Below are 24,932 nucleotides of genomic sequence, written 5' to 3'. Positions count from 1 at the left end.
CGTATTATTTGTTGACGATCTGCGCCTTGGCGCGCAGTTCCTCGAGATACTTCTCGCTGTTGGGGTCATCGCCGCCGGCTTTCTTCTTGCCGATATCCTCGGCACGGAAGACAACTTCGGCAGCTGCGTCGTCATTGACCTGGCGCTTCCTGCAGATTGCCAGATATTCGACGCCCTTTTCGGTGACGCGTGTACCGGTCGTCATGCCGTCGCCCGCCTTTTCGACGAGCGGCTTCCAATCCTCCGGCAATTGCTGGGCAAGCACGCGGCCGAGACTACGGATCGATACGTCGCGGTAATTCGCCGCAAAGACCTTCGACGTTTCGCAGCCGGGAAACTTCGAGCGCGAGGCGTTGGCTTCGGCCTGCCGCTTGGCGGTGATCGCGCCGCGCTTCGATTCCGGGATGACGAAGATGACCTGCTGCAGGAAATACTCCGTCGTCACCGGCTTGTCGCCGCCGCCCTCCATCATGCGCTTGACGAGGTCGCCGCCGGATAGGCGGCTGGCGCTGCCATAGCGGAAGTTGACGACCCGCGGCCAGCTCATCTGGACGGCGATATACTGCTTGAAATGCTCGACGCCGACGCCGGACTGCTCGAGGATCTTGCCGAGTTGCTCGGCCGACAGCTTGTTGCCGGCGGCAAAACGCGCATAGGCGGCGTCGACCTCCTGGGTGCTTACCGATTGCTGGACGCGTGCGATCTCGGTCCGCTTCAGGACCTCGTCGACCAGCTGCTGCTTGGCTTCCGCCGCACCGCCCCCCTGGCGCTGCAGGCGAAGGAACGCCACGCGCTTGGCGATATCACCCGAGGTGATAACGGTATTGTTGACGATCACACTCACACCGCTCGCAGCCTGAACGGCCGCAACCGAAGCAATGCTCAACACGCCGGCCACCATCAGCGCGGAGAGCGCCCTCACGATCGAGAATTTCCCGCCCATCATTTTTCCCTGCTCATCCCTCGCCGACTGCTCGCAGCCGTTGCCACAGCCGCAATCGTCGTTTTCCCAGTGTCAATTTGTGGGAAATGCATAATACATGCGGCTAAACGATGACAAGAGCGCATGAACAATCGATCGCGCCGCATGTCGGCGGCAACGAGGCTGCGCTCACGAAAGAAAAGAAAAGAAGGGAAGGGGAAGCGGATCAGAAGTAGTCCAGCTCTTCGAACCTGGTCTCGCCCACATTGATGTCGCCCAACGTCCGGAAGCTGATGCGGGCGCCGATCGACCAGTCGTTGGCCACCGTGCTGTCGGTATCCCGCTCCGACTTGTACACGATCGAGAACAGCGTGTCTTGATCGTCATAGGTCAGTCCCAGGCCTTGGCGGGATACAACGCCTTCATTGATGTCATAGGTCAACGCGCCGAACACCGACCAGAAGTCGTGGAATCGGTAGGCCGCCGCTGTCTGAATTTCATCCTGATCGGATTGCGAGCCGTAGAGCGGCTGTGCCTCAATCCGCGTATAGGTGAAGGCGGCCTGCCATGTCAGGCCGAGATAGCCGACAGTCGCATCAGCGCGCCGCAGGTCGAGGTCCTTCTCGTCCAGTCGTCCGGAGAGGCTCGCCATCAGACCGGATGGAGCGTCGACACCGAACATGGCGACATAGTCGGATCGGTCGGTTTCCAGGCCGGAATCGGCGCCGGCCTTGACGAGATCGTCCGTCGCGAACGAGTTCAGCCCGCCGAGGTGGAACGATTGGCCGGCAATGGCGCGCAGGCCGTAGCCGCTGTCGAAGCTTCCCGTATATCGGAAGCCGACATTGGCGCGTGTTCCGCCTTCGATGCGGTCGAAGCCGGAGAACTTGTCGCGATCGAAGAGGTTGGTGGCGTCGAAGACGAAGCTCTGGGCATCTTCGTTCGGGAGTGCGCCGGCATATTCTTCGTTTGGACGCGCATAAAGCTGCGCGATCGGCTCCAGCACGTGGCTGCTCGTCTCACCGGCGAAAAGGATCGGATAACGAGCCTCGAGACCTGCGGTGAGCATGCGCCGCGTCACGGCATCGCTGCTCGTGAAATCGCCTGTGTAGCCGACCGGGTCGTCCACATTGACGCCCACAGCGTCACCGCGCGCCGCAAGCAGCGGCGTCAGAACGAGCCCGCCGGGCGCGATGAAGGTCCGTTTCCATTCGAGTTCGCCGGTCAGGCGATGCGACGTGCCTTCGAGCCCGCGGAAGCGATCGACGCCGAACACCGTCGTATCCCGGTCCAGCCGGTTGCGCTTGACATTCGTGAAGTTGATGTCGGCGTTGAGTTCTCCGCCCAGCACCGGCTCGGGCGCCGTGTAGGAATAGTCGAGGACCTGCGCGACCGGCTGCTGGTTTTCCGCGATGCTGTCCGGGTCGGCATCCTGAATATCGAAATAGAAGGCGCGCAGGTCGAAATAATTGCGCCTGCCGAGGCCAGACAGATAAGCCTGGTTGACATACGTCGTGCCGTCGAACGTCGAAAGATCATAGGTCTTGGCGAAGTTGTTGTCCGATTGGACGAGAACGTTCCAGCCGAAGGTCCAGCGCGGATTGATCTCAAATCGGCCCCTGGACGCCACCATGCCGCGTGCGGTCTCCTCGGCGTCGACCGTACCAGGCGTGAACTGGTCCCTGTCCATCTGGCTGATGCCGGCCACGTTCAGCGTGTGCATGCCGTTGTGGAAGCGCTGGCGGAACTCGCCTTCGAGCAGGAAGCCCTGGCGCGTCAATCCGGTCGTGGTGACGGTCGCGTCCATATAGGGCGAGATCGCCCAATAATAGGGGATACCGACGCCGGCGCCGAGTTTCTGCGCGTAGCGGAACGTCGGGAACAGGAAGCCGCTCTTGCGCTTGACCGTGTGGTCAGGGATTTCCATCACCGGTATGTAGGCGATCGGCTTTCCGAAAAGTTCGAAATAGGCGTGTTCAAGCCGAATCGTGCGGGTGCGGCCGTTCTGGATGACACGCTGCGCCTTGATGTGCCACAGCGAGCGGTGCTCCGGCTTGGTCGAGCAAGGCGTACAGGCGGTATAGACGGCCTTGTTCAGGATGAACTCTTCGCCGTTGCGTCGTTCGCCGCTTTCGGCCGCGAGCCGGGTCAGGTCCGTCGTCTCGATCCGCAACGCTTCGACGAATCCATTGCCGAAATCGTCGGTGACGTCCATCTTGTCGGCATAGACGACATTGCCGCCAGGCTCGATCAGCTGGACTTCTCCGGTCGCAAGAATGCGGCCGCTCTTTTGATTGTATTCGACCTGGCGGGCCACCATTTTGTAGCCGCCATATTCGATCTGCACGTTGCCGCGCACGGTGACGATTTCCGTGTCGCGGTTGTAGACCAGCTCGTTGGCGGTCAGCAGCAGTTTCGCATCAGCCGGGATGTTCGGCTGCAGCTCATCGATTCGGGTAGATGTGTCCTGTGCCATGGCCGGCGCATGCATTCCGATGGCAAGCGCATGCAGCGCCACGCCTGCGAGGAGGGCGGCGTTGATAAGCTTCATAGGTCCGCGGTTGCCTGCCGCCACTAGCCATCCTCCTGATGTAATAGAATCGTCGAGCCCAGCGCCATCGCTACAACAACTGGCAACCAGGCTGCAACGAACGGAGGCACAATACCGCTGCTCCCGAATGCTTTGACAAGCACGGTGACGACATAAAGCACGAAGCCTGACAGGATTCCACCGAGAATTACGGAGCGCGATTGGTTGAATCGGCTAAATTTCAAGGACACGCATGCGGCGATCAGAGTCATTGCAACGAGAAGCAGCGGCAGCGACAGGAGCGAGTGAAGCTGGGTCTCCATGGCGTCGGTCGAGAAGCCGAAGGACCGGGCCACGTCAATCTTGTGCGGCAGGTCGAAAAATTGAATGGAATCAGCCTTTGCCAGACGTTCCTGGACGAAATCGGCCTTCAGATTCGTACGCAGTTGTACCGTTTCCAGCCGTCGGGGCAGGCGTCCGTTGCCGCTTTCGGTGACCCCCTTAAGGAGCCAGTAACCATCTTCGAGTTTCGCCGACTTCGCATCCTGCCTCAGGATGATCGTTCCCTGTGGATCAAAGTGGATAACGGTGACGTTGATGAGCTCCGTGCCGCCGTTCTGGACGGACCGTGCGCCAATGATCGTGTCCGTGCCGTCATAGATCTGTCTGAGCCACGGAATCGAATTGGATTGCGCCGAGCGGGACGAGCCCCATTCCGCCTCCAGCGCTTCGGCCCTCTTTGTTCCCCAGGCGGCAAGCGGGTTGAGTGCGACGACGGCGAGAACGCCGACGAGAAACGCTCCCAGCACGAATGGTCTCAAGAACTGCCACACGGAAATGCCAGCGGCCCGCGTGACGACCAACTCGTAGCGGCGGTTGAGCGAAATCAGTGCCGCCATCGCAGAAAAGAGTGCCACGAAGGGAACCGTCTGCTGCAGGATGGTCGGGATGCGGAACGTCGTCATCAGCAGCGCGCCGGAAACCGTGTAATGCGGCAAGGCCGACATACGGCTGGCGAGCTCGCTGAAATCGATGATGAAGATCAGCGCGAAGATGCCGATCAGAAACCAGAACGTCGTGACGATGTACCGCTTGAAGAAATAGCGTCCAAGGGTGCTGAGGATCATGACGGCTGTTCCCCATCGACGCCAGCCGGCCGCACGAGCCGAAGCCGCAGCATCAGATCGGTGAGCTTTTCCTTCCAGGTCATCGGTATGTCGAGGCGGCGGTTGCTGGCGAGCTGGCGTATCGCCAGGGCACCGGTCACCAGCGGCACAAGATACATGAGCGGTACGAACCAGATCGAATCTTCCGCGCTGTTGCCGGCGTAGAAAGTCATCCAGCGGATGACGAGAGCCGCACCCACGGCGCTGAGCGTCGGATGCACGCGCGCCTCCCGGTGCGAGCGGGCATCGCTGCTGACGACGAGGGCGATCAAGCCGAAGAGGAGCGGGTATGTCCACTCGGTGAGACGCCGGTGCAGTTCCGCAGTAAAGGTCAGCGGCGAGCGCTTGTAGGAAGAATCGTTCGGATCGGGTGCGATGAGATAGAAGAGGTCGCGATCCTTGGCCCGGATGGTGGCCTCGCCGGCCGCCCGGGTCATGTCGGTGAGATCGAAGGCATAGGAATCGAACTTGATGACGGACACGCCGCCGTCCGGCAATTTGCGATGGACTTCGCCGTCCTTCATCACGAGCGCCGAGCGCTCCTCGTCGACCGCCCCCTCGCGCGCATAATAGACGAGTTCGAAATTCGGATTGCGCGAATCGGCGACGAAGATGCCATGCAGGACGCCGCCGCTGCGCCGGGCGGCGACCTGTACGTAAAGCCCGTCGGTGATCTTCCGAAAGGCGTTTTCCTGCACGACGGAGGACAGCAAGTCGGCATGCGCCGTCGCGATCATCTTGCGCACGGCAACGCGCGAATAGGGCTCGACGAAATTGTCGACGACGAAGGAGAGGGCGCTCAGCCCAATGGCGAGATAGATCACCGGCCGGATGACGGACATGCGCGAACTGCCGGCGGCGTTGAGCACCGTCAGTTCCGAATCCGTGTTCATCACGCTCAGCGTCTGGGTGACGCCGATCAGCAGCGCGAAGGGCAGAATGATCGGAACGACCGAAGGCAGGATCAGCGTCGCAAGCTTGAGGAAGGCGAAGATCGACTGGCCGCTGTCCGTGACGAGGTTGACGTTGCTCAGCGCCTGCGTGGTCCAGACGATGCCGAGCAGCGGCAGGAGCGTTGCCAGGAACATGATCGTGGCGCGCCGGAAGATGTAGCGTTCGATCAGCTTCATACCCGTTTCCGACCCAAATCCTGCTCTTCGTTCAAGCCGCTCATGCGTATGCGAGCCTCGTATTCGCTGTCCGGCCGAACCGGTCCCGGTTCCCTGCATCCGAACTCGGAGTGTCGAACAACAGGGATAACATAAGACGAAGAACTGCGGTTAACCGCATGTAAACATGTGCGGGCATCTTGCCAAGCGCCTCAAAAGCGAGAAGGGTGCGCGCCACGGTTTTGAACACGGCCGACGTCGCGAATGTCCGCCACTGTAGCCGTCCGGTAACAGCCAGACGGAAGCCCACCAGAAATGCCCGGAGTTCTGTATGCCGATGAAGTTCGAGTTCACTTTCAGCAAATCCCATCGCCCGGCCGGGGGCTCCGCAGTGCTCCTGCAGGTCGCGGGCGCGAAAGAGCCGGCCGGTGCCGCTGTCGTCGATCCCGAGGGCGTCCTGCCGAGGGCCGTGAAGATAGGAAAGTTCACCGGCAAGGCCCTGGCCGCCCTCGACGTCGTTGCACCACACGGTTCGCCGGCAGATCGGATCATCCTTCTCGGCCTTGGAGATGCGGCGGCGCTCACGAGCCATGATTGGCTGAAGGCCGGCGGCGCCGCGGCCGCGAAGCTCCGCTCTGCCGAGAAGGCGACGATCTTCATCGATGCGCCGGGCGTTGACGTCACAGGCAAGGCGGCTGCTGACTTCGTGCTCGGCATGGAAATGAACGCCTATGTTTTCGACAGCTACAAGACGCGCAAGTCCGACGACGAATCGAAGACTGCTCAGAAAGTGGTGAAGGTCACCATCGTCACCGGCATGGTTATTGCCGCCAAAAAGGCATTCGCCACCGTCCAGGCGGTCGGCGAGGGTGTCTTCCTGGCGCGCGATCTCGTCAACGAGCCCGCCAATGTGCTCGGCCCGGTGGAGTTTGCGGCGCGCGCCAAGGAACTGGAGAAGCTCGGGGTCGAGGTCGAGACCCTGACCGAGCGGGAAATGAAGAAACTCGGAATGGGTGCGCTGCTCGGCGTTGCGCAGGGATCCTCCCGCCCGCCGCGATTGGTGGTGATGCAGTGGAAGGGCGGCAAGGCGAAGGACAAGCCGATTGCCTTCATCGGCAAGGGTGTCGTCTTCGACACGGGCGGCATCTCGATCAAGCCAGCCTCCGGCATGGAGGAGATGAAGGGCGACATGGGCGGTGCTGCCGCCGTGACCGGTCTCATGCATGTGCTGGCGGCTCGCAAGGCGAGCGTCAATGCCGTCGGCATCATCGGGTTGGTGGAGAACATGCCGGATGGCAGCGCGCAGCGGCCGGGCGATATCGTGACCTCGATGTCGGGGCAGACGATCGAGGTGATCAACACCGACGCCGAGGGCAGGCTCGTTCTGTGCGACGCGCTCTGGTATTGCAACGATCGCTTCAAGCCGAAGGCGATGATCGACCTGGCGACGCTCACCGGCGCGATCATGGTGGCGCTCAGCAATCACTATGCCGGACTGTTCGCGAACGATGATCGCCTCGCCGAACAGCTGCTGAAGGCCGGCACGACGACACATGAGCGCCTGTGGCGGATGCCGCTCGGCAAGGAATACGACAAGATGATCGACAGCAAGTTTGCCGACATGAAGAATACCGGCGGCCGCCACGGCGGCTCGGTGACGGCGGCGCAGTTCCTGAAGCGTTTCGTAAAGGACACGCCCTGGGCGCATCTCGACATCGCCGGTACGGCGATGGGTTCGCCGACCCATGAGATCAACCAGTCCTGGGGCTCGGGTTTCGGCGTGCGTCTCCTCGACGAACTGGTCCGGGCAAACTACGAATCCTGATTGCCTGGGGATCCCGGGAGCGATCGGCATGACCGAAATCCTTTTCTACCACCTGACCGAATCGAAGCTCGAGGACGCCCTGCCGCCGCTCCTGGACAAGAGCATCGAGCGCGGCTGGCGGGTGGTCGTGCAAACAGTTGACGCGGAAAGGCGCGAAGCGCTCGACACGCATCTCTGGGTCTATCGCGACGACAGCTTCCTGCCGCACGGTACGGATGCGGGCGAATTCGCGACCGAGCAACCGATCCTGATCGTCGCCGACAATGGCAACCAGAACGGGGCGACCGTGCGCTTTCTCGTCGATGGCGCCGAGCCGCCGCCGGTCTCCGAATACGAGCGCGTCGTCTTCATGTTCGACGGCTACGACCAGCAACAGCTCGAGGCGGCGCGCGGCCAATGGAAGCGGCTGAAGGGCGAGGGGCACAACCTCACCTATTGGCAGCAGAACCGCGACGGCCGCTGGGAGAAGAAGGCCTGAAGCTCTTCCGAAAAACACAGGACCCGCGAAAACCGCGGGCCTTGATATTGCAGCTGAGTGAAGCTCAGTCGTGGAAGGCCTCGACGAACTTGCGCCGGCCGAGCATGAAGGCGTCGGCGACGTGGCGCAACGGCGAAAGATCCACGTCCGATCGGCCCTCTTTAATGATCTCGGCAAAACGCCGATAGAGCATCGGATATTCCTCTTCCGGCTCGTCATGAACGATCTTGCCGTCGAGGGCGAGCTTGGCACCACCTTCGGAGAGAACCATCTCGCCGGCCTCGGTCTCGGCAACGATGTCCCAGCTCTGCTTGCCCGTCTGGCGCCAATCGAACTCAGCCGAAACGTTCAGCTTTCGGGCATCGCTGAAGGCGATCGAAGCGGCGATCGGTGCGTCGCGGTTCTCGGGAAATTCGAGCGTCGCCGAGGTTATGAAGATCGGGTGGGGCAGGATATGAGTAATGATCGACAGGGCGTTGATCCCCGGATCGAACACGCCGAGCCCGCCAGCCGCCCAAATCCATTCCTGGTTCGGATGCCAGTGCCGGACATCCTCCTTCCAGATGATCTTGACATTGCGGATCGTGGTCGCCGCGAGAAAGGCCTTGGCCGCTTCGACCGCCGGCGCATAGCGCGAATGCCAGCTCGCGAAGAGCGAGAGATCCTTTTCCGCCGCCAGCGCCTGAAGGTCTGCGACCTCGCTCAGGGTCGCGCCCGGCGGTTTTTCGAGGAAGACATGCTTGCCGGCCTCGAGGGCCGTCCGGGCCGCTTCATAGCGGTATTGCGGCGGCATGCAGAGCGAGACTGCCTCGATCGCCGGCACCGCTTCGAGCATCGCTTCGATCGACTTGAAATTGTCGATGCCATCGACCGTTCCATGGCGGCTCGCCGCTGCGGTCAGTCGATAGTCGGCATTCTTGGCGAGTGCCGGCAGATGCTGATCGCGGACGATCTTTCCGACGCCGACAATGGCAATTGGAATGGGAGACATGGTGCTTCGCTCTTAATTAGTATGACTTATTCTCGCCCCTTGTAGCAGATTGGGGGCAGTGGGCAAGCGGGGTTCCGTCTTGAAATAAGCTGGCACCTCAGGGCACAACTTGCAAACAAATCTGTTATGCCTCCGGTGAGTCGGGCGACGGTTTTGCTGATCTGTTGTTCGGAACGACAGTTGAGGATTTGCCATGCCGAACATCCGCCGCGCCATGCGCGCCGAGCTTGACACGATCATCGACTGGGCGGCGAGGGAGGGATGGAATCCAGGTCTCGAAGACGCCAACGCGTTCTGGACCGCCGACCCGGAGGGCTATTGGGTTGCGACCGAACAGGAGACCTTGGCGGCGGCCATCTCGCTTGTGCGCTACGGCAGCCAATATGCCTTTCTCGGCCTTTATATTGCCGACCCGGCCTTTCGCGGCAGGGGCATCGGCCTCGCGCTCTGGAAGCGAGCGATCGCCAGCGCCGAGGGCCGCGTCATCGGCCTCGACGGCGTGGTAGCCCAGCAGGACAATTATCGAAAGTCGGGCTTCGCCCGGGCGCATGCGAATGTGCGCTATGGGGGCGCCGTCGATATATGGGAGCCGCCGGGCACCCAACTCGTCGACGCAGCTCCGGTGCATGTCGCGGCCCTGACCGATTATGACCGCCGCTTCAACCCGGCCCGCCGCGAAGCCTTTCTGTACGAGTGGACGAAGCAGTTGCCGACGCGTCGAAGCATACTGATGCTGCGAGACGGCACCATCGTCGGTTACGGGACGATCCGCGCCTGCCGCGAAGGGTTCAAGATCGGTCCGCTGTTTGCCGACAACGAGACCGGCGCCGACCTCATCTTCCGCAAGCTCGCCGCGGGCGCAAAGGGCGCGCGGGTCTACCTCGACATTCCCGAGCCGAACGCCTCGGCGAGGGCGCTTTGCGAACGCTACAACATGAAGCCGGTTTTCGAGACGGCGCGCATGTATCGGGGGCCGGCGCCAGACCTGCCGCTTCCACGGATTTACGGCATCACTACGTTCGAACTCGGCTGATCTGGTCGAGAAGCACCCGCCGTCTGCTACGGGAGGCGATGCCCAGGGGAAAGGCTCTAGATCGCCATCGCCTCTTCGTATTCGGCCGAGAGTTCGAGCCATTGCTCTTCGGCGTGGGCGAGTCTTGCCGCCGCCTCCGCCCGTTCCTTTGCTCTTTGGGCCGCCTTTGCCGGGGCTTTCTCGTAGAGGACCGGGTCGGCCAACTCGGCGTCGAGCGCCTGAATCAGTTTCTCCAGTTTTCCCGTCAAGGACTCGATCTCGTTGATCTTTTTCCTGAGCGGCGCCAGCGACGCGCGTTTTTCGGCATTCACCTTGCGCTGGTCGGCCTTCGACAAACCCTCGTCCAGGCCGTTTGGTCTGGGCCTCTCGTCCTTCGCCTTGGGGCCGCCGACGATCACGCTCCGATAGTCATCGAGATCGCCATCGTACACCGCAACCGTTCCGTCTCGCACCAGCCACAGCCGGTCGGCGGTGGCTTCGATCAGGTGTCGATCATGCGAGATCAGGATGACGGCGCCGGAATAGTCGTTGAGGGCGGTGATCAACGCATTACGGCTGTCGATGTCCAGGTGGTTGGTCGGCTCGTCGAGGATGAGCAGGTTCGGTTGGTCGAATGCCGCGAGGCCCATCAGGAGCCGTGCCTTCTCGCCGCCGGAGAGGTCCTTTGCGGGCGTGTCCATCTTCTCGGTCGACAGCCCCATCTGCGCGACGCGCGAGCGGACCTTGGCTTCCGGGGCATCGGGCATGCGGCGGCGCACGTGTTCCACAGCGCTCTGCGTCGGGACGAGGTCATCGAGCTGATGCTGGGCGAAGAAGCCGGTCTTCAGGCCCGAAGCGATCCGGACGTCGCCGGCCTCAGCATTGAGGCGGCCTGAGATGAATTTCGCGAAGGTCGACTTGCCGTTGCCGTTCGAGCCAAGCAGCGCGATACGGTCGTCCGCGTCGATGCGCAGATTGAGCCTCTTCAAAATCGGCTTGCCCGGCTCGTATCCGACCGCGCCGCCCTGGATCGCGACGATGGGGGAGGCGACCTGTTTCTCCGGATCGGGGAAGGAGAAACCTTGGACGTGCTGCTCGATCACCGCCGCGACGGTGCCCATGCGTTCCAGCGCCTTGATGCGGCTCTGGGCCTGGCGGGCCTTCGATGCCTTCGCCTTGAAGCGGTCGATGAAACTCTGCAGATGCTTGCGGGCCGCTTCGTTCTTGGCCTTTGCCTTCATCTGCAGTTCGTCGGCTTCCGCCTTCTGCCGCTCAAACTGGTCATACGAGCCGCGATAGAAATTGAGCTTCTTCTGGTCGAGGTGAACGATGGCGTTGACGGCCGTGTTCAAGAGGTCCCGATCGTGGCTGATGATGATGACCGTATGCGGGTAGCGGCGGATGTAATCCTCCAGCCACAAGGTTCCTTCGAGATCGAGATAGTTGGTTGGCTCGTCGAGCAGCAGCAGATCCGGTTCGGAGAAGAGCACCGCTGCAAGCGCCACGCGCATGCGCCAGCCGCCGGAGAAGGCGGAGGCGGGGCGCCTCTGCGCTTCGTGATCGAAGCCGAGCCCGGCGAGAATGCTCGCCGCCCGCGCTTCCGCCGAGTGGGCGCTGATATCGGCTAGTCGCGTCTGGATGTCGGCGATCCGGTGCGGGTCGGTGGCGGTTTCGGCCTCGGCGAGAAGTGCGGCGCGTTCCCTGTCGGCCTTCAACACGATCTCGATCAGCGGCTCGTCCGTACCCGGCGCCTCCTGGGCCACCTGGCCAAGCCGTGCGTTTTTCGGCAAGGAGACACTGCCGGCCTCGGCGGCAAGTTCGCCGGTGATGATCCGGAAAAGCGTCGACTTGCCGGCGCCGTTGCGTCCGACAAGACCGGCCTTCGTGCCCGCCGGAAGCGTCACGGAAGCATTTTCGATGAGAAGACGGCCCGCGACGCGGGCGGAGAGGCCGGTGATCTGGATCATCCGGGCCTTTTGCCCCGAGTTTTACCCGAAGGCAAGGGTCAGCGGACGAGCTTCGCGGCTTACCGATAAGTCCTTAGCGGGCGGTTTCAAGGGCTTATTGTTATCGAATCTTGGACGACGTGTTCCGATAATCAATACTTCCAAGCCTCATCATGAGGACCCACATCTATCAGCGAAGAGCACAGGAACTGCTCTTCCGATCATCCGGCTCGGATCGAATGCCATCGGCAAGGCCGCCGCGTTCGAAAAGACTGATCCGATCACAGGTGGTCGCGGCCTACCCATCGTTGAAGAGAACGTTCTCATCAGGAGTGTTAAACATGAGAAATGCAGTCCACACCGCTCTCGCCGCTGCCCTCGTTGCCACTGCCGTTCTTGGCGGCGCTTCCGCTGCCTTTGCCGGCGGCAGCTATTACGAAGGCATCAGCGACAAGCCGCTGTTTACCGAACGTGCTCCGAAGGCCGGTGACGAGGCCGCGGTCCGCCGCACCAACGGTTCCATCGACCGTACCTCCACCGGTGCGGTCTCCGACTACGCCGTTCAGCCGAAGCCGGTCCGCGGCGGAGAAGGCGAATACTACCAGGGCGTCAGCCGCTAAGTCGGAATCCCAGTAGAGCGGGTCGTCCTCCCAGACTGCTCTTTCCCTGGCCCGGTCCCGCCCAGCGGGACCGGGCCTCTTTTTGTCTTGCACGCGTTACGGGCACCGGTGCGTGCCGCGATTTGTCGCGGCCCTTCTTGCGCAGGTTGCTGCTTTAGTCGGGCGCTTATACTTGACGACAAGAGTCAGCAATAATATGCCGCCTTGCTAAAATGGAGGTGGCTTTGGGCGCTGGCGATTTGTCGATATTCCCGTTCCGTGTTGCGCACTTGTCCGCTCAGGGCGAGAAACCGGCGCTCGTGTTTCCCGGCGGGAGGGTCGTCAACTATCGCGAGCTCGCCGCCCGCGTCGGTCGCCAGGCATCTAAGTGGCGCCGCGACCGCGGGCTGGTGATGCTCGAGGCCGATCTCTCGGAGCACGCGATCATCGCCTATCTTGCTGCGCTCGATGCCGGACACGGCATCGCGCTGCAGGGCCCGGTCGCCACGAAAACGGATCGCGAGATCTTCAGGCCGGATTTCTGCCATCGCCGGATCGACGGATGCTGGCGCACGGAGCGGCTGGAGGGAGACCCTGTGGTCCCCCATCCCGATCTTGCCGTCCTGCTCTCGACCTCCGGCAGCACCGGACAGGGGAAATATGTCCGGCTGTCGAGAACGAATATCGAGGCCAATGCAGGTGCCATCGCTGATTATCTCGGCCTTACGGCGGCGGATCGGACCTGCCTCATCCTGCCGCTGCACTATTCCTATGGCCTTTCGGTCCTGAACGCGCACCTTTCGGTCGGGGCAAGCGTCTATCTGCCCGGCAGATCTATCCTGGACGAGGGCTTTCTCGACGGTCTCGCCGAGAGCGGCTGCACCAATCTTTCCGGCGTTCCCTATTCCTACGACCTTCTCGAAAAGGTGGGCTTCCGCGAGCGGGCGTTTCCGCACCTGCGGTTCATGACCGTCGCTGGCGGACGCCTGCCGCCCGAAAAGGTCCACCTTTACAACGAACATCTCACCGCACGCGGCGCATCCTTTTTCGTGATGTACGGCCAGACCGAGGCGACCGCGCGTATGGCCTACGTGCCTCCGGATCGCCTGAGCGGCCGGGAAGACCGGATCGGGGTCGCGATACCGGGCGGCAGCCTGACGATCGAGGACGAAAGCGGGCGTCTGATCACCGGTCCGGAGCAACCCGGCGAACTCATCTATCGCGGGCCGAACGTGATGATGGGCTACGCCCTGTCGCGCGCCGACCTCGCCGAGGGTGCCGCGCTCGCCGTATTGCGGACCGGCGACTTGGCGGTGCGCGATGCCGACGGGTTGTTCCGCATCGTAGGGCGGACGAAGCGGATATCGAAGATCGCCGGGCTGCGAATCGGGCATGACGGTCTCGAAGCGGCTCTCGAGCGGCACGATATCGCCGCCGCCGTCATTGGCAGCGATGTCGAAATCCATGCCTATTTCGTGGGAGAACGCGATCCGGCTGACGTCCGTCGGCTCCTCGTCTCCGCAAGCGGATTGACGTTGCTGCAGGTACGGGCGACGCGCATCGACGCGCTGCCGCGCCTGGCATCCGGCAAGGTCGATTACGAAGCGCTCCGCCAGAAGAGCCGGGGCACCGGCGGTCCTTCGCAGGCAGAAGGCGTGGAAGTCCTGTTCGAGCAGTTATTCTACCCGCAGAAGGTTCGACCGGAGGACAGCTTTCTGTCGCTCGGCGGGGATTCGCTCCGTTTCGTCCAGCTGTCGATCGGGCTTGAAAAAATCCTCGGCGAGGTGCCCGAGGCTTGGGAGAGAATGCCGGTCAATACCTTGGCGGCCATGGTTCGCCAGGAGCGCAAGACACCGCAGATCGGCACCGACTTCCTGATCCGGGCGCTGGCCATCCTGCTCGTCGTGCTTCACCACGAGACGCTCTGGCCGATCCCGGGCGGCTCGGCGGCGATGGTGATCCTCGCCGGATTCGGCCTGGCTCGGTTCCAGAGCGGCGCCCTTTTGTCGGGCGCGCTATGGCAGCTGCTGCGGCCGCTCGCGCAGATCCTAGTCCCCTACTATCTGATCGTCGCGGCTTACGCCCTTGCCTGGGGGGAAGTGCCCTGGGCTTCCGTCTTCCTTGTCGGCAATTTTGGTTTCGCCGACCCCGAGCGCCACAGCATGGTGCCGTACCTCTACTGGTTCATCGAGGCCTATTGCCAGATGGTGCTGGTGTTTGGCGCTCTGTTCGCCGTTCCGTTCGTCAGGCGCTTTGCCGCCGTGCGGCCCTTTGCCGCCGGCATGGCGCTGCTTGCTGCCGCTTTTGCCGCCCGCCTGGCGATGCCGCAGCTTTGGGAAATCGGTAACCGCCAGATCTTCACGCTGCCTTGGATCTTCCATCTGGCCGTCGTCGGCTGGTGCGCGGCCTTCGCCCAGAACTGGGCACAGCGGCTCGCGGTCATGGTGGCCGGAACGGGGATCTTTTTGTTTCTCGGGCTTTACGAGGGCGTCTGGATCGGCACCAAGATCAAGTACCTGTTGCAGATCGTCGTCCTCGCGGGCCTTTTGTTTCTGCCTCGCATCCGCCTGCCGCAATGGGCCGTGCAACTTGTCCTGCCGCTCTCGGCGGCAGGCTTTCATATCTACATCCTGCACCGCTTCGTGCCCGATCTCCTGCTGGCGCCAGTCCAGCCGTTCCTCCCGCCGCTCACCTATTCGCTCTCCTCGATCGCTGGCGGCGTCGTGCTCGGGCTTATGGTCTGGGCGGGGCAGCGTCAGCTATTCAAAGGGCTTGTGCGCGCCCGGGCCGGCGCTCTGCCGATGGACTGGCCGGCCGGGGTTAAGTCCTGGCTCTCTTCAGGCCGCCCACTTCTTTCCCTCGGTCCGCAGGAAGAAAACCAGGTCCAGCGTCAGTGACGGCCGCCCGAGCGCGGTCAAGGTCGCGTGCGCCTGCCCGCGGTGATGGGTCTGGTGGTTGAAGAAATGGGCGAGCGTCGGACCGACTCTCTGGGTGATCTTGTCGGGCGCGGTCAGCGGCGAATAGGTGAAGTGCGCGTTGAGACGCGCCTCGTCGAGGCTGTCCAGCCAGGCGATGATGCGCTCGTCTTCCGCCGCCCGCGCCGCCGTCAGCGCGGCGAGGTCTTCGCAGAGGATCGCATCGAGCCGCGTGGGTGCCTTGCCCTCCTTGGTGAATCGGTTCATCCAGATCCGGTCGGCCGCGAGAATATGGTTCAGCGTAGCGTGCAGCGAGCCGAAAAAGGCGCCCCTGTCCTCCCGGTATTCCGCCTCGGAGAGTTCCGCCGCGGCAGCGTAGAGCCGCCGGTTGGCCCAGCGATTGTAGTCGGCAAACATCCGATAGTGATCGAGCATCAACATTCTCCCTTGCTGTCCGGCCAGCCTAGCCGGGATTGATATTCGCGTGTCGAATGCAACTCATGAAATTTACTGATTTGATCACCCGCTCCCTATCGTCCTATGCGTCGAGCGATATGCAGATCAGGAGGTGAGATGACCCGCAAACTTTATGCGCTCTGTGGTACCGAACGGACGCGCCCCTTTTCTCCGCATGTGTGGAAGACCAAGCTCTCGCTCGCGCACAAGGGCCTCGACTTCGATGTGATGCCTGTCGGCTTCACCGAAATTCCGAAGCTCGAGCAAGGGGTGACGAAGATCGTCCCGCTGCTTCGCGATGGCGAAAAACTCGTTAGCGACAGCTTCGACATCGCCCTTTATCTGGAGGAAGCCTATCCCGAGCGGCCGACGCTGTTCGGCGGCGAGGGCGGCAAGGCGATGGCCCGCTTGGTCGAAGGCTGGTCGCAGACGACCCTGCATCCTGCCATTGGCCGCATCGCCATCATGGATATCCATGACAGCCTCGAACCGGTGGACCAGGCCTATTTCAGGCAAAGCCGCGAGAAGCGCTTCGGCAAGCCGCTCGAAGCGGTCGCCGAGGCAGGGCAGGCGGATCTCGAAACCTTCTCGGCCAAGCTCGAGCCGCTGCGCCACATGTTGAAATTCCAGCCCTTCATCGGCGGCGACGCTCCACTCTTTGCCGATTACATCGTTTTCGGTGCCCTGCAATGGGCGCGCATCGTCTCGTCACATCGTCTGCTTGCCACAGGGGACGTCGTTTCGGACTGGTTCGAGCGTTGCCTCGACCTTCACGATGGCCTCGGCCGCTCCGTAACAGCGGCGTGAAACTCTCCCCTGCAGCGGCGAATCATCGCCGCGCCCCCTTGTTTTGCGCGGCCCCCTTGTTTTGCGTGGCATTGGCGGCTAATGAACCGCCACTTTCTCAAGAGCAAGGGAATTGAGCCAATGGCGATTGAACGTACCTTTTCGATGATCAAGCCGGATGCGACGAAGCGCAACCTGACGGGCGCCATCACCAAGATGCTCGAAGACGCCGGCCTGCGCGTCGTCGCATCGAAGCGCGTCTGGATGAGCCGCCGCGAAGCCGAAGGCTTCTACGCCGTCCACAAGGAACGCCCGTTCTTCGGCGAACTGGTCGAATTCATGTCCTCCGGCCCGACCATCGTTCAGGTTCTCGAAGGCGAAAACGCCATTGCCAAGAACCGTGAAGTGATGGGCGCCACCAACCCGGCCAACGCCGACGAAGGCACCATCCGCAAGGTCCATGCGCTGTCGATCGGCGAAAACTCGGTTCACGGGTCCGATGGCCCGGAAACGGCTGCCGAAGAAATCGCCTACTGGTTCGCGGGCACCGAAATCGTCGGCTGATTCACCTTCTTCGCTTCGGCCCCTAAGGCTTGAAACGATTCTTCGAACCGGGGCGGAGACGCCCCGGTTTTTCTTATGCATGTCGTCAAAAGTGTGCAGCGGTATTGGGACAACGACATGCATGACGCACTTTATGTCGGGCAGGCTGCCGTGTCGAAATGTGTCGGCGCCAGCCCATTCCTGAAGACTTCCGGATTCTTGTCGTAAGCTGGACCGACGACCAACGGCCTCGCCGGCATGACGCTCTGGTCGAGGTCGGACATCACCGTCGTTTCCAGCTTTTGCAGCGTCGCACCATCCGGTCCCTTGACTTCAATCGTCACAGCATAGGGCCTTCCCTTCTTCACACAGGTGATGTCGGGGCTCTCCAGCGCCACCTTGTCCAGTTTCGGGAAGAGCTTGCGCGTCAGCGTCAGCGGTTCGCCGCCGGCCGGATTCTCGAAGGTCGCCACGACGATACTGCCGTCGGGGACCGGCTCGGTCTTGTTGAGCGTGATCGTATAGGTGGCATAGGCCAGCCGGTAGTTGAACACGAACATCTTGCCGGTCAGCTTCAGCGGGTCCGGCCCGGTCTCGCGCTGACAGCCGGCAAGTACCGCCGCCGCGACAACGGCGATGGCAATGACATTTTTCATGGCTGGATTTCCTCTTTGTTGCGGCGGTAGTGGCGTTTCGCCTTCGTGCGGTTGCCGCAAACCGCCATGTCACACCAGGTCCTGCTCCTGTTGCGGCTGCGGTCGAGGAACAGCCATTCGCAGTTCGGGCAAATCTTCAGACGATCGGGCTCCGGATTGGCAGCCAGGCTGAGCGCCGAATGCGCGGTGGCGACGTCGAGCGCGATGTATTTGCCGCGTTCGGATGATTGGCGCAGGACGGCCGTGATCGCCTCGAGCAGATCGGCGAGCAGCTCCGGCCGGTCTTCGGCCCGCACCTGCGCCCGGAAATGCCGATCCGTCGCCTCGCGCAGACCGATCAGCGGCTCCCGCCTTCCAGGCCCGATCGGCCCAAGCCTGCCAAAACGCTCCTTCTCGGCGCCGTAAAGATTGAAGGCTTCGGCAAAGCTGTCGATCGCCGCTCCATCCGCGAAACGATCGATCCGGCGCGTCGGGTCGAAGCGCAAAACCACGGAATTTGCGACATCCAGCGCCAATGCGCCGCCTGAGAATCGATGCGCGGTCCAGGTGAAGCTCATGCGAAAATCCTAACTAGTAAAATGCATTTTACCAGTTATATTGCTTCTGTCACTAGAGCCGCAGAGGAAAGTTGGCCTCTGCGTGTTGCAATTGAAATTGATGCGGTTTCGTTCTTGGATTGTCTCGATCCCGATCGCCGCGACCGACCGGAAATGTGATGGCCTATTTCCTTCAGCAGATCGCCAACGCCGTGCCAGTGGCAGCGCTCTATGCGGCACTCGCCTTCGGCTATGCTATCGCCTTTGCGGTGACGCGGCGGGCCGACCTGACCTATGGCGCTCTTTTCGCCTTTGCCGGTCAGGTGTTTGTGCTTTTTGCGGATTTCGGCTGGGACCGGCTGTGGTTGGTCTTGCCGGCGGCGCTGGGTCTCGGAGCCGCGGCGGCCCTGATCTTCGGGCTTGGTGCGGGTCTTATCGCCGGGCGCTATGTGATGAGGCCGCTGGCTTTTTCCTCGGCCAATGCCGTCGTCGTTGCCTCGCTCGGCAGTCTCCTGGTGCTCATGGAAGCGGCCAGGCTCGCGTCCGATACGCGAAGCCTATGGCTGCCGCCCTTCCTTAATCACGTCATCGTCTTCTGGCCGGATCCGGCATTTCCCGTGACGCTGACGGTCGTGCAATTGCTGAACACCGGGCTGATGGCCGCATTGGTCACCGCTGGTCACTTCCTGCTCAGCCATACCTATGCGGGGCGCTATTGGCGGGCCGTCTCGGAGGATCGCGAAGCGGCATCCCTCTGCGGGGTCGATCCTTCGACCGTCTACATTCTCGCCTATGGCGTCGCGTCGCTGATTGCCGCCTTCTGCGGGATTCTTGCCGCCTCTTACTATGGCAATATGGACTTCGGCATGGGCCTGAGCTTCGGCGTCAAAGTGTTGTTCATCGCCGCGATCGGCGGTCAGACGGCGCCGTTGTTCGCAGCCCTCGGCGCCGCCGGCGTAGGCCTGCTCGAGACGCTATGGAGCGCCTATTGGCCCGATCCTCTGGCGGGATTTCGCGATCTTCAGCTTTCTGGTCGTGGTCCTCGTCGTGACGCGGCGGGAAAAGATCATTCCCTGACCTTAGCGGTTCCACCGATCACGCGCCGCGTCGTCGGCGTCCTTGGCGCTGACCCATTCGCCGGCGCTGCCGTCGGCGCCGTGCTCCTTCTTCCAGAAGGGGGCCGAGGTTTTCAGAAAATCCATGATGAAATTCGCGCCCTCGAAGGCTGCCTGGCGGTGCGGCGAGGCTGTTACCACCAGTACGATGTTCTCACCGGGCTCGATGCGGCCGAAGCGGTGAATGGCCGTCGCAGCCTGCAGGCCGAAGCGCTGCACCGCTTCGTGGCAGATCCGGCTGATCTCGGCTTCCGCCATGCCCGGATAGTGTTCGAGTTCGAGCGCGTCGACGGCGCCTTGCTCGTCGCGGCAGAAGCCCGAAAAGGTGACCACCGCACCGATGTCTGTCCGCCCGCGGTGAAGCGCCGAGACCTCGGCTGCAAGTCCGAAATCTTCGCGTTGGACGCGCACGGTGACCGGGGCGTCCATCGCCTCAGCCGCCCGTCATCGGCGGAAAAAGGGCGATCTCGCGGGCGCCGCCGATCGGCTCGCCGTGATCGACATGTTCCTGGTTGATCGCCGCGCGGATGACGTTCTGGTGTTCGAGCGCTGATTCATATTCGGCGCCGAGAGTCTTCAGATGCGCCAGCAGGTCGCCGATCGTGACGATACCCGCCGGCAGTTCCAGCGTTTCCTCAGCCTTCCCGATGCGCTCGCGCACCCAGGAAAAATAGACGAGGTTTACGGTGCTCATTCGTTGACCACGTGCTTCAAGCCGGCGCGGAAGTAATCATAGCCGGTATAGAGCGTGATTGCCGCGGCGATCCAGAGAAGGACGATACCCGCTTCCGTTATATAGGGCATGATCTTGTCGCCGGCGGGACCGGCAAGCAGAAAGGCGATCGCCACCATCTGGATGGTCGTCTTCCACTTGGCGATCCGCGTCACCGGGACGCTGACCTTGAGCGCGGCCAGATATTCGCGGAGACCCGAAACGAGGATTTCGCGGCATAGGATGATGATCGCGGCCCAGATCGACCAGCCGGCGATCGTCCCGTCGGCGGCGACGAGCAGCAGGATCGAGGCGACCAGCAGCTTGTCGGCGATCGGGTCGAGCATCCGGCCGATATTGGAAGTCTGCTTCCATATGCGGGCGAGATAGCCGTCGAAGAAATCGGTGATCGAGGCGGTGACGAACAGGACGAGCGCGGTCCAGCGCGCGAAATCGGAACTGTGCAGCCGGCCCTCGATGAAGAAGCACAGCACAATCAGCGGTACGATGAGAATACGGAAATAGGTCAGCAGATTCGGAACGCTGTAGGCAATGGGCGTTGGCATAGACTCGGTTTCTCTGGACACGACAATCCCCCATTTCCCGCGAGCTAGGGTCATCGACGCGATTTTATCGTTCGGTCGGCATGGGGTAAGCACCAGCTTTTCCATGCCTTCCGGGTTTCAGGTGTACAGAATGACTTTGCGACCCCAAGGTCAACAGGTCATTGCGCAACTCCTGTCATATTTGGCGGATTTCGTCTGAACGCAGTCTGAATTGCGCCGCCAGGGGAATTTATTTGGCGTCCTCGTGAAAATGCTCGTAGACGAGACGGGCCACCGTCTCCGAGATCCCGTTGACAGCCATCAGGTCGTTGATGCCGGCGCGGGAAACCGCCTTGGCGGTGCCGAAATGGGTGAGAAGCGCCCGTTTGCGCGTCGGGCCGATGCCGGCGATTTCATCCAGCGGGTTCTTCACCATTTCCTTCTTTCGCCGCGCCCGGTGCGAACCGATCGCGAAGCGATGCGCCTCGTCGCGCAGCCGCTGGATGAAATAGAGCACCGGATCGCGCGGCGGGAGCGTGAAGCTTTCCCTTCCTTGGACGATGAAGCGCTCACGCCCGGCGTCACGATCGACGCCCTTGGCGACGCCGATCGCCGTCACGCAGTCCTCGACGTCGAGTTCCTTGAGAATGGCCCGAACGGCCGTCATCTGGCCCTGGCCGCCGTCGATGAGGATGACGTCGGGCCAGGCCGGAAAGGCCGTCTCCTCGCTCGCTTCGGTCGAGCGGTCCGGCTTACCTTCTTCTTTCAAGAGACGCGAGAAGCGCCGCGTCATCACCTCGCGCATCATGCCGAAATCGTCGCCCGGCGTGATGTCCGTCGATTTGATGTTGAACTTGCGATACTGGCCCTTGACGAAGCCCTCCGGACCAGCCACGACCATGCCGCCGACGGCATTCGTCCCCATGATGTGCGAGTTGTCGTAAATTTCGATGCGACGCGGCACCGAAGGCAACTTGAAGGTCTCGGCGAAACCTTCGAGCAGGCGCGACTGGGAGGCCGTTTCCGCCAGCTTGCGGCCATGCGCTTCGCGCGCATTCGCATGCGCGTGCTCGACGAGGTCCTTCTTCTCGCCGCGTTGCGGTACGAGGATCGAAACCTTGTAGCCGGACTTCTCGCTGAGCGCCTGGGCGAGCAATTCCTGCTCGTCGACCGCCTCGCAGAGGAGAATCTGCCGCGGGCAGGGCTTGTCGTCGTAGAACTGCGCCAGGAAGGCGCTGAGCACTTCGGCGGCCGGGAGCGCCGGGTCGGCCTTCGGGAAATAGGCGCGGTTGCCCCAGTTCTGTCCGGTGCGGAAGAAGAACACCTGGATGCAGGAGATACCGCCTTCGTGGTGGATGGCAAAGACGTCCGCCTCCTCGACACCGGCCGGGTTGATGCCCTGATAGCTCTGGACATGGCTGAGCGCCGCCAGCCGGTCGCGATAGAGCGCCGCCCGTTCGAAGTCGAGGGTTTCCGATGCTTCCGCCATTGCCGCGGCGATCGTTGCCTTCACCGCCTGGCTCTTGCCGGAGAGAAAATCCTTCGCCTCGCGCACGAGTTCCGCATAGTCCGGATCGCTGATCTCGCCCGTGCAGGGCGCCGAACAGCGCTTGATCTGGTAAAGGAGGCAGGGGCGCGTGCGCGTTTCGAAGACGCTGTCGGTACAGGTTCTGAGAAGAAAGGCCCGTTGCAGCGAGTTGATGGTTCGCCCGACGGCTCCCGCCGAGGCGAACGGGCCGAAATAGTCGCCCTTGCGGCTACGCGCGCCGCGATGCTTGTAGAGCGCGGGTGCTCGGCTGTCGCCGGTGACGACGATATAGGGGAAGGACTTGTCGTCGCGCAAAAGCACGTTGAAGCGGGGGCGCAGGCGTTTGATCAGGTTCGCTTCGAGCAGCAGCGCCTCGATCTCCGTCCGCGTCGTCACGAACTCCATGTTCGCCGTCTCGCGCACCATCCGCGCGATGCGGTTCGAGTGGCCGCGGCCCTGGGCGTAGTTGCCGACACGCTTCTTCAGGCTGCGCGCCTTGCCGACATAGAGCACGTCGCCGGCCCCGTTGAACATCCGGTAGACGCCCGGTCCGTTCGGCAGCAGCTTGACGAAGGCCTGGATCAGTTCTGCGCCCGTGAGCCCTTGCGCATCCGGCTTGCTTTCCGCCCAGTCCACCGCGGGCGCCGGCCGTTCGCTCTCCGCGACCTCGACGAGATCGTCCTCGTCATCGGTTTCGCTGCCGTCGTAGAGGATGCCGCCGTCCGTGGGCGTCCGCCCGTTCATTCCACTATCTCCCGAATATCCGGCGTCTCCCAGGCAAGGTGCTGGCCGCCGTCGAGCGCGATCATCTGCCCGGTAACCGACGGCGTGTCGAAAAGAAAGCGGATCGCCCGTCCGAACTCGTTTAGCGCCGGGCCGCGCCTGAGGATCAGCGCGTTCACCTGCGCCTCGAAATCACGCCGGTCCTGCCGTTCGTTCGGCAGCGTCGGCCCCGGTCCGATGCCGTTGACGCGTATGTCGGGGGCAAGCGCCTGCGCCATCGTCTGGGTTGCCGTCCAGAGCGCTGACTTGGAGAGCATATAGGAATAAAAGCGGGGATTTGGAGACCAGACGCGCTGATCGATGACATTGACGATGAGGCCGGAGATATCGGCCGGGCGCTGGCGTGCGAAGTCGCGGGCGAGCAGTGAAGGGGCTTTGACATGCAGGGCGAAATGCCGCTCCCAGACCCCCTCGTCGAACTGCTCGAGACTGTCCTTGTCGAAGACCGAGGCGTTGTTGACGAGGAGATCGAGGGGACCGAGCCTTACCGTTGCCTGTGCGATCAAGCCCGACGCCGCGCTCGCATCGGTGAGGTCTGCTTGAAGCGCGACGGCTTTGGCGCCCGTCGCACCAAGGTTCGCCGCCAGCGCCTCGGCTTCGGCGAACGAGCCGTTCGCGTGGATGGCGACCGCAAAACCGTGTGCTGCCAAGTCCTCAACTATTGCCCTGCCGATGCGCCGAGCGCCGCCTGTAACCAGCGCCGCCTTCAATGTCCTTTTCAACGTTCTTTCCCGTTCTGCGAATCCCGTTCCGATCGGACAAAGATATAGGCTGGAAAGGCGGGACTGAAAAACTCCCCGGACGATTCATTTCGGAAAAATTAACGCGAACGGCGTATTTTGAATTAACTTTTATCCTTATAGTATATCTTTGGTTAATCTTGAAACATAGTTAATAAATCCTCTGTGTCGCCAAGGCAACATCAAATTTTGGACGTGCTTGCGCCACTAAAATTTCACATTTTAGCTCTTGTGAATCCGCAATTTCTATCCAATTTCCGGTCAACCGGACGGGTTAATTGTAGATACCCGGTGTCCCGATAAAGCACGCCAAAGAGATGCTTCGGAGCGCCGGTCTGAAAGGAGAATAGTATGCGTACGCTCACCACCACTCTCATGGCTTCGGCCATCGCCCTGGTCGCCTTGCAGGCAGCTCATGCCGCTGACGCCGTCGACGAGGTTCCGGCTGCTCCGGCTGCCGAATATACCGAACCGGCCGTGAAGAACTGGTCCGGCGCCTATGTCGGCGGCACGGCGAATTGGCATCACGGCGAAGCCGATGCCACCGGCGGCAATACGTCAGCCGGCTTTGGCGGTGGTCTTTACGGCGGCTACAACGTGCAGGACGGCCAGATGGTCTACGGTGGCGAAGCCGACGTCAACTATGCCGGCAACGACTCGCACTCCAGCGGTCGCCGCGTCAAGCAGGGCGTCAATGGCTCGGTCCGCGGCCGTGTCGGTGTCGATCTGAATCCTGTCCTGGTATACGGCACCGCCGGTCTCGCCCTTGGCAATGCCAAGCTCTCGACCCCGGCAGGTTCCGACGACAAGACCCTCGTCGGCTGGACGGCTGGCGCCGGTGCCGAAACCTTCGTCACCGACAACGTCACCGCTCGCGTCGAGTACCGCTACACGGACTATGCCTCGAAGGACTTCCGCACCGGCGGCTCGACCGTCTCGTCCGGCTATGACGAGCACAGCGTCCGCCTCGGTATGGGCGTCAAGTTCTGATCCGACAAAATGGATCGAAAAAGGCCGGGGCGACCCGGCCTTTTTCATG

The 24,932-nt window shown here is 62.2% G+C and carries 22 protein-coding genes and 1 pseudogene; 9 read left to right on the top strand and 14 right to left on the bottom strand.

The genetic code is table 11. The annotated features are described in order from the left end of the window. Nucleotides 1-4 precede the first annotated feature (4 nt). The 4 genes from CO676_RS04055 to lptF all read right to left on the bottom strand — a co-directional run bounded on the left by CO676_RS04055 (nucleotide 5) and on the right by lptF (nucleotide 5,748). Nucleotides 5-946 carry a peptidylprolyl isomerase gene (locus CO676_RS04055; protein ID WP_041413907.1) on the bottom strand — a complete coding sequence of 314 codons (942 nt, stop codon included), beginning with the start codon at nucleotides 944-946 and terminating at the stop codon, nucleotides 5-7. 202 nt (nucleotides 947-1,148) lie between these two features. After that, nucleotides 1,149-3,497 carry an LPS-assembly protein LptD gene (locus CO676_RS04050; protein ID WP_097519732.1) on the bottom strand — a complete coding sequence of 783 codons (2,349 nt, stop codon included), beginning with the start codon at nucleotides 3,495-3,497 and terminating at the stop codon, nucleotides 1,149-1,151. Further along, nucleotides 3,497-4,579, bottom strand: coding sequence for an LPS export ABC transporter permease LptG (gene lptG, locus CO676_RS04045; protein ID WP_014761654.1), 1,083 nt, complete (start codon nucleotides 4,577-4,579; stop codon nucleotides 3,497-3,499). Before lptG ends, CO676_RS04050 begins: the two co-directional genes overlap by 1 nt. Then, nucleotides 4,576-5,748 carry an LPS export ABC transporter permease LptF gene (lptF, locus tag CO676_RS04040; protein ID WP_097519731.1) on the bottom strand — a complete coding sequence of 391 codons (1,173 nt, stop codon included), beginning with the start codon at nucleotides 5,746-5,748 and terminating at the stop codon, nucleotides 4,576-4,578. Before lptF ends, lptG begins: the two co-directional genes overlap by 4 nt. A gap of 310 nt (nucleotides 5,749-6,058) precedes the next feature. On the opposite strand from lptF, the gene CO676_RS04030 reads away from it, so the two are divergent. Both CO676_RS04030 and CO676_RS04025 read left to right on the top strand, forming a co-directional pair. After that, nucleotides 6,059-7,552, top strand: coding sequence for a leucyl aminopeptidase (locus tag CO676_RS04030; protein WP_097519729.1), 1,494 nt, complete (start codon nucleotides 6,059-6,061; stop codon nucleotides 7,550-7,552). 28 nt (nucleotides 7,553-7,580) lie between these two features. After that, nucleotides 7,581-8,030, top strand: a complete 450-nt coding sequence (locus CO676_RS04025; RefSeq protein ID WP_014761657.1) for a DNA polymerase III subunit chi — start codon at nucleotides 7,581-7,583, stop codon at nucleotides 8,028-8,030. 64 nt (nucleotides 8,031-8,094) lie between these two features. Here the strand turns inward: CO676_RS04025 and CO676_RS04020 are convergent, their stop codons facing one another. Then, nucleotides 8,095-9,021, bottom strand: coding sequence for a Gfo/Idh/MocA family oxidoreductase (locus tag CO676_RS04020; RefSeq protein WP_097519728.1), 927 nt, complete (start codon nucleotides 9,019-9,021; stop codon nucleotides 8,095-8,097). A 193-nt stretch (nucleotides 9,022-9,214) separates the two neighbouring features. On the opposite strand from CO676_RS04020, the gene CO676_RS04015 reads away from it, so the two are divergent. Continuing rightward, nucleotides 9,215-10,054 (top strand): GNAT family N-acetyltransferase, encoded by an 840-nt coding sequence (locus CO676_RS04015; protein WP_097519727.1) that lies wholly within the window; start codon nucleotides 9,215-9,217, stop codon nucleotides 10,052-10,054. Nucleotides 10,055-10,110: 56 nt separating this feature from the next. Here CO676_RS04015 and CO676_RS04010 read toward each other — a convergent pair whose 3' ends face one another. Then, nucleotides 10,111-12,000, bottom strand: a complete 1,890-nt coding sequence (locus CO676_RS04010; protein ID WP_097519726.1) for an ABC-F family ATP-binding cassette domain-containing protein — start codon at nucleotides 11,998-12,000, stop codon at nucleotides 10,111-10,113. Between the two features lie 320 nt (nucleotides 12,001-12,320). On the opposite strand from CO676_RS04010, the gene CO676_RS04005 reads away from it, so the two are divergent. Together CO676_RS04005 and CO676_RS04000 are read left to right on the top strand one after the other, a co-directional pair. Further along, a complete protein-coding gene (locus CO676_RS04005) occupies nucleotides 12,321-12,599 on the top strand; it encodes a hypothetical protein (protein ID WP_097519725.1) in 279 nt (92 codons plus the stop codon). A 212-nt stretch (nucleotides 12,600-12,811) separates the two neighbouring features. Continuing rightward, nucleotides 12,812-15,475, top strand: a complete 2,664-nt coding sequence (locus CO676_RS04000; RefSeq protein WP_097519724.1) for an AMP-binding protein — start codon at nucleotides 12,812-12,814, stop codon at nucleotides 15,473-15,475. On the opposite strand, the gene CO676_RS03995 is transcribed toward CO676_RS04000, so the two are convergent. After that, nucleotides 15,416-15,928 carry a DinB family protein gene (locus CO676_RS03995; protein WP_014761663.1) on the bottom strand — a complete coding sequence of 171 codons (513 nt, stop codon included), beginning with the start codon at nucleotides 15,926-15,928 and terminating at the stop codon, nucleotides 15,416-15,418. The genes CO676_RS04000 and CO676_RS03995 overlap by 60 nt on opposite strands. Nucleotides 15,929-16,066: 138 nt before the next feature. Between CO676_RS03995 and CO676_RS03990 the strand changes: the two genes are divergently transcribed. Both CO676_RS03990 and ndk read left to right on the top strand, forming a co-directional pair. Continuing rightward, nucleotides 16,067-16,756 carry a glutathione S-transferase family protein gene (locus tag CO676_RS03990; RefSeq protein WP_097519723.1) on the top strand — a complete coding sequence of 230 codons (690 nt, stop codon included), beginning with the start codon at nucleotides 16,067-16,069 and terminating at the stop codon, nucleotides 16,754-16,756. Nucleotides 16,757-16,876: 120 nt separating this feature from the next. Then, entirely contained in the window at nucleotides 16,877-17,299 is a 423-nt protein-coding gene (gene ndk, locus CO676_RS03985; RefSeq protein WP_012707487.1) for a nucleoside-diphosphate kinase, read from the top strand. Between the two features lie 131 nt (nucleotides 17,300-17,430). Here the strand turns inward: ndk and CO676_RS03980 are convergent, their stop codons facing one another. Both CO676_RS03980 and CO676_RS03975 read right to left on the bottom strand, forming a co-directional pair. After that, nucleotides 17,431-17,934 carry a hypothetical protein gene (locus CO676_RS03980; protein WP_014761665.1) on the bottom strand — a complete coding sequence of 168 codons (504 nt, stop codon included), beginning with the start codon at nucleotides 17,932-17,934 and terminating at the stop codon, nucleotides 17,431-17,433. Further along, on the bottom strand, nucleotides 17,931-18,491 hold the full coding sequence (locus CO676_RS03975; RefSeq protein ID WP_014761666.1) for a CGNR zinc finger domain-containing protein: 561 nt from the start codon (nucleotides 18,489-18,491) through the stop codon (nucleotides 17,931-17,933). Before CO676_RS03975 ends, CO676_RS03980 begins: the two co-directional genes overlap by 4 nt. 158 nt (nucleotides 18,492-18,649) lie before the next feature. On the opposite strand from CO676_RS03975, the pseudogene CO676_RS03970 reads away from it, so the two are divergent. Beyond that, nucleotides 18,650-19,547: pseudogene (locus tag CO676_RS03970) on the top strand (branched-chain amino acid ABC transporter permease). 2 nt (nucleotides 19,548-19,549) lie between these two features. Here CO676_RS03970 and CO676_RS03965 read toward each other — a convergent pair. The 5 genes from CO676_RS03965 to CO676_RS03940 form a co-directional block, all read right to left on the bottom strand. Next, complete coding sequence (locus CO676_RS03965; RefSeq protein ID WP_097519722.1) at nucleotides 19,550-20,014, bottom strand: molybdenum cofactor biosynthesis protein MoaE; 465 nt, start codon at nucleotides 20,012-20,014, stop codon at nucleotides 19,550-19,552. A gap of 4 nt (nucleotides 20,015-20,018) precedes the next feature. Beyond that, the gene (gene moaD, locus CO676_RS03960) at nucleotides 20,019-20,279 is read right to left on the bottom strand and encodes a molybdopterin converting factor subunit 1 (protein WP_014761669.1); all 261 of its coding nucleotides are present in this window, start codon (nucleotides 20,277-20,279) and stop codon (nucleotides 20,019-20,021) included. Then, a complete protein-coding gene (gene pgsA, locus CO676_RS03955; protein WP_041413910.1) occupies nucleotides 20,276-20,863 on the bottom strand; it encodes a CDP-diacylglycerol--glycerol-3-phosphate 3-phosphatidyltransferase in 588 nt (195 codons plus the stop codon). The genes moaD and pgsA overlap by 4 nt, the downstream gene beginning before the upstream one ends. Nucleotides 20,864-21,092: 229 nt before the next feature. Next, nucleotides 21,093-23,114: an excinuclease ABC subunit UvrC gene (gene uvrC, locus CO676_RS03945; protein WP_014761671.1), complete on the bottom strand. Its 2,022-nt coding sequence runs from the start codon at nucleotides 23,112-23,114 to the stop codon at nucleotides 21,093-21,095. Next, a complete protein-coding gene (locus tag CO676_RS03940) occupies nucleotides 23,111-23,875 on the bottom strand; it encodes an SDR family oxidoreductase (protein ID WP_014761672.1) in 765 nt (254 codons plus the stop codon). Before CO676_RS03940 ends, uvrC begins: the two co-directional genes overlap by 4 nt. Nucleotides 23,876-24,244: 369 nt before the next feature. On the opposite strand from CO676_RS03940, the gene CO676_RS03935 reads away from it, so the two are divergent. Continuing rightward, entirely contained in the window at nucleotides 24,245-24,883 is a 639-nt protein-coding gene (locus CO676_RS03935; RefSeq protein ID WP_014761673.1) for an outer membrane protein, read from the top strand. The last annotated feature ends 49 nt before the right edge of the window (nucleotides 24,884-24,932 follow it).

Source organism: Sinorhizobium sp. BJ1, from assembly GCF_002531555.1.
Lineage (GTDB): Bacteria > Pseudomonadota > Alphaproteobacteria > Rhizobiales > Rhizobiaceae > Sinorhizobium > Sinorhizobium fredii_B.
Note: the sequence above shows the minus strand (reverse complement) of the source record. Positions and strands in the feature narration are given on the sequence as shown.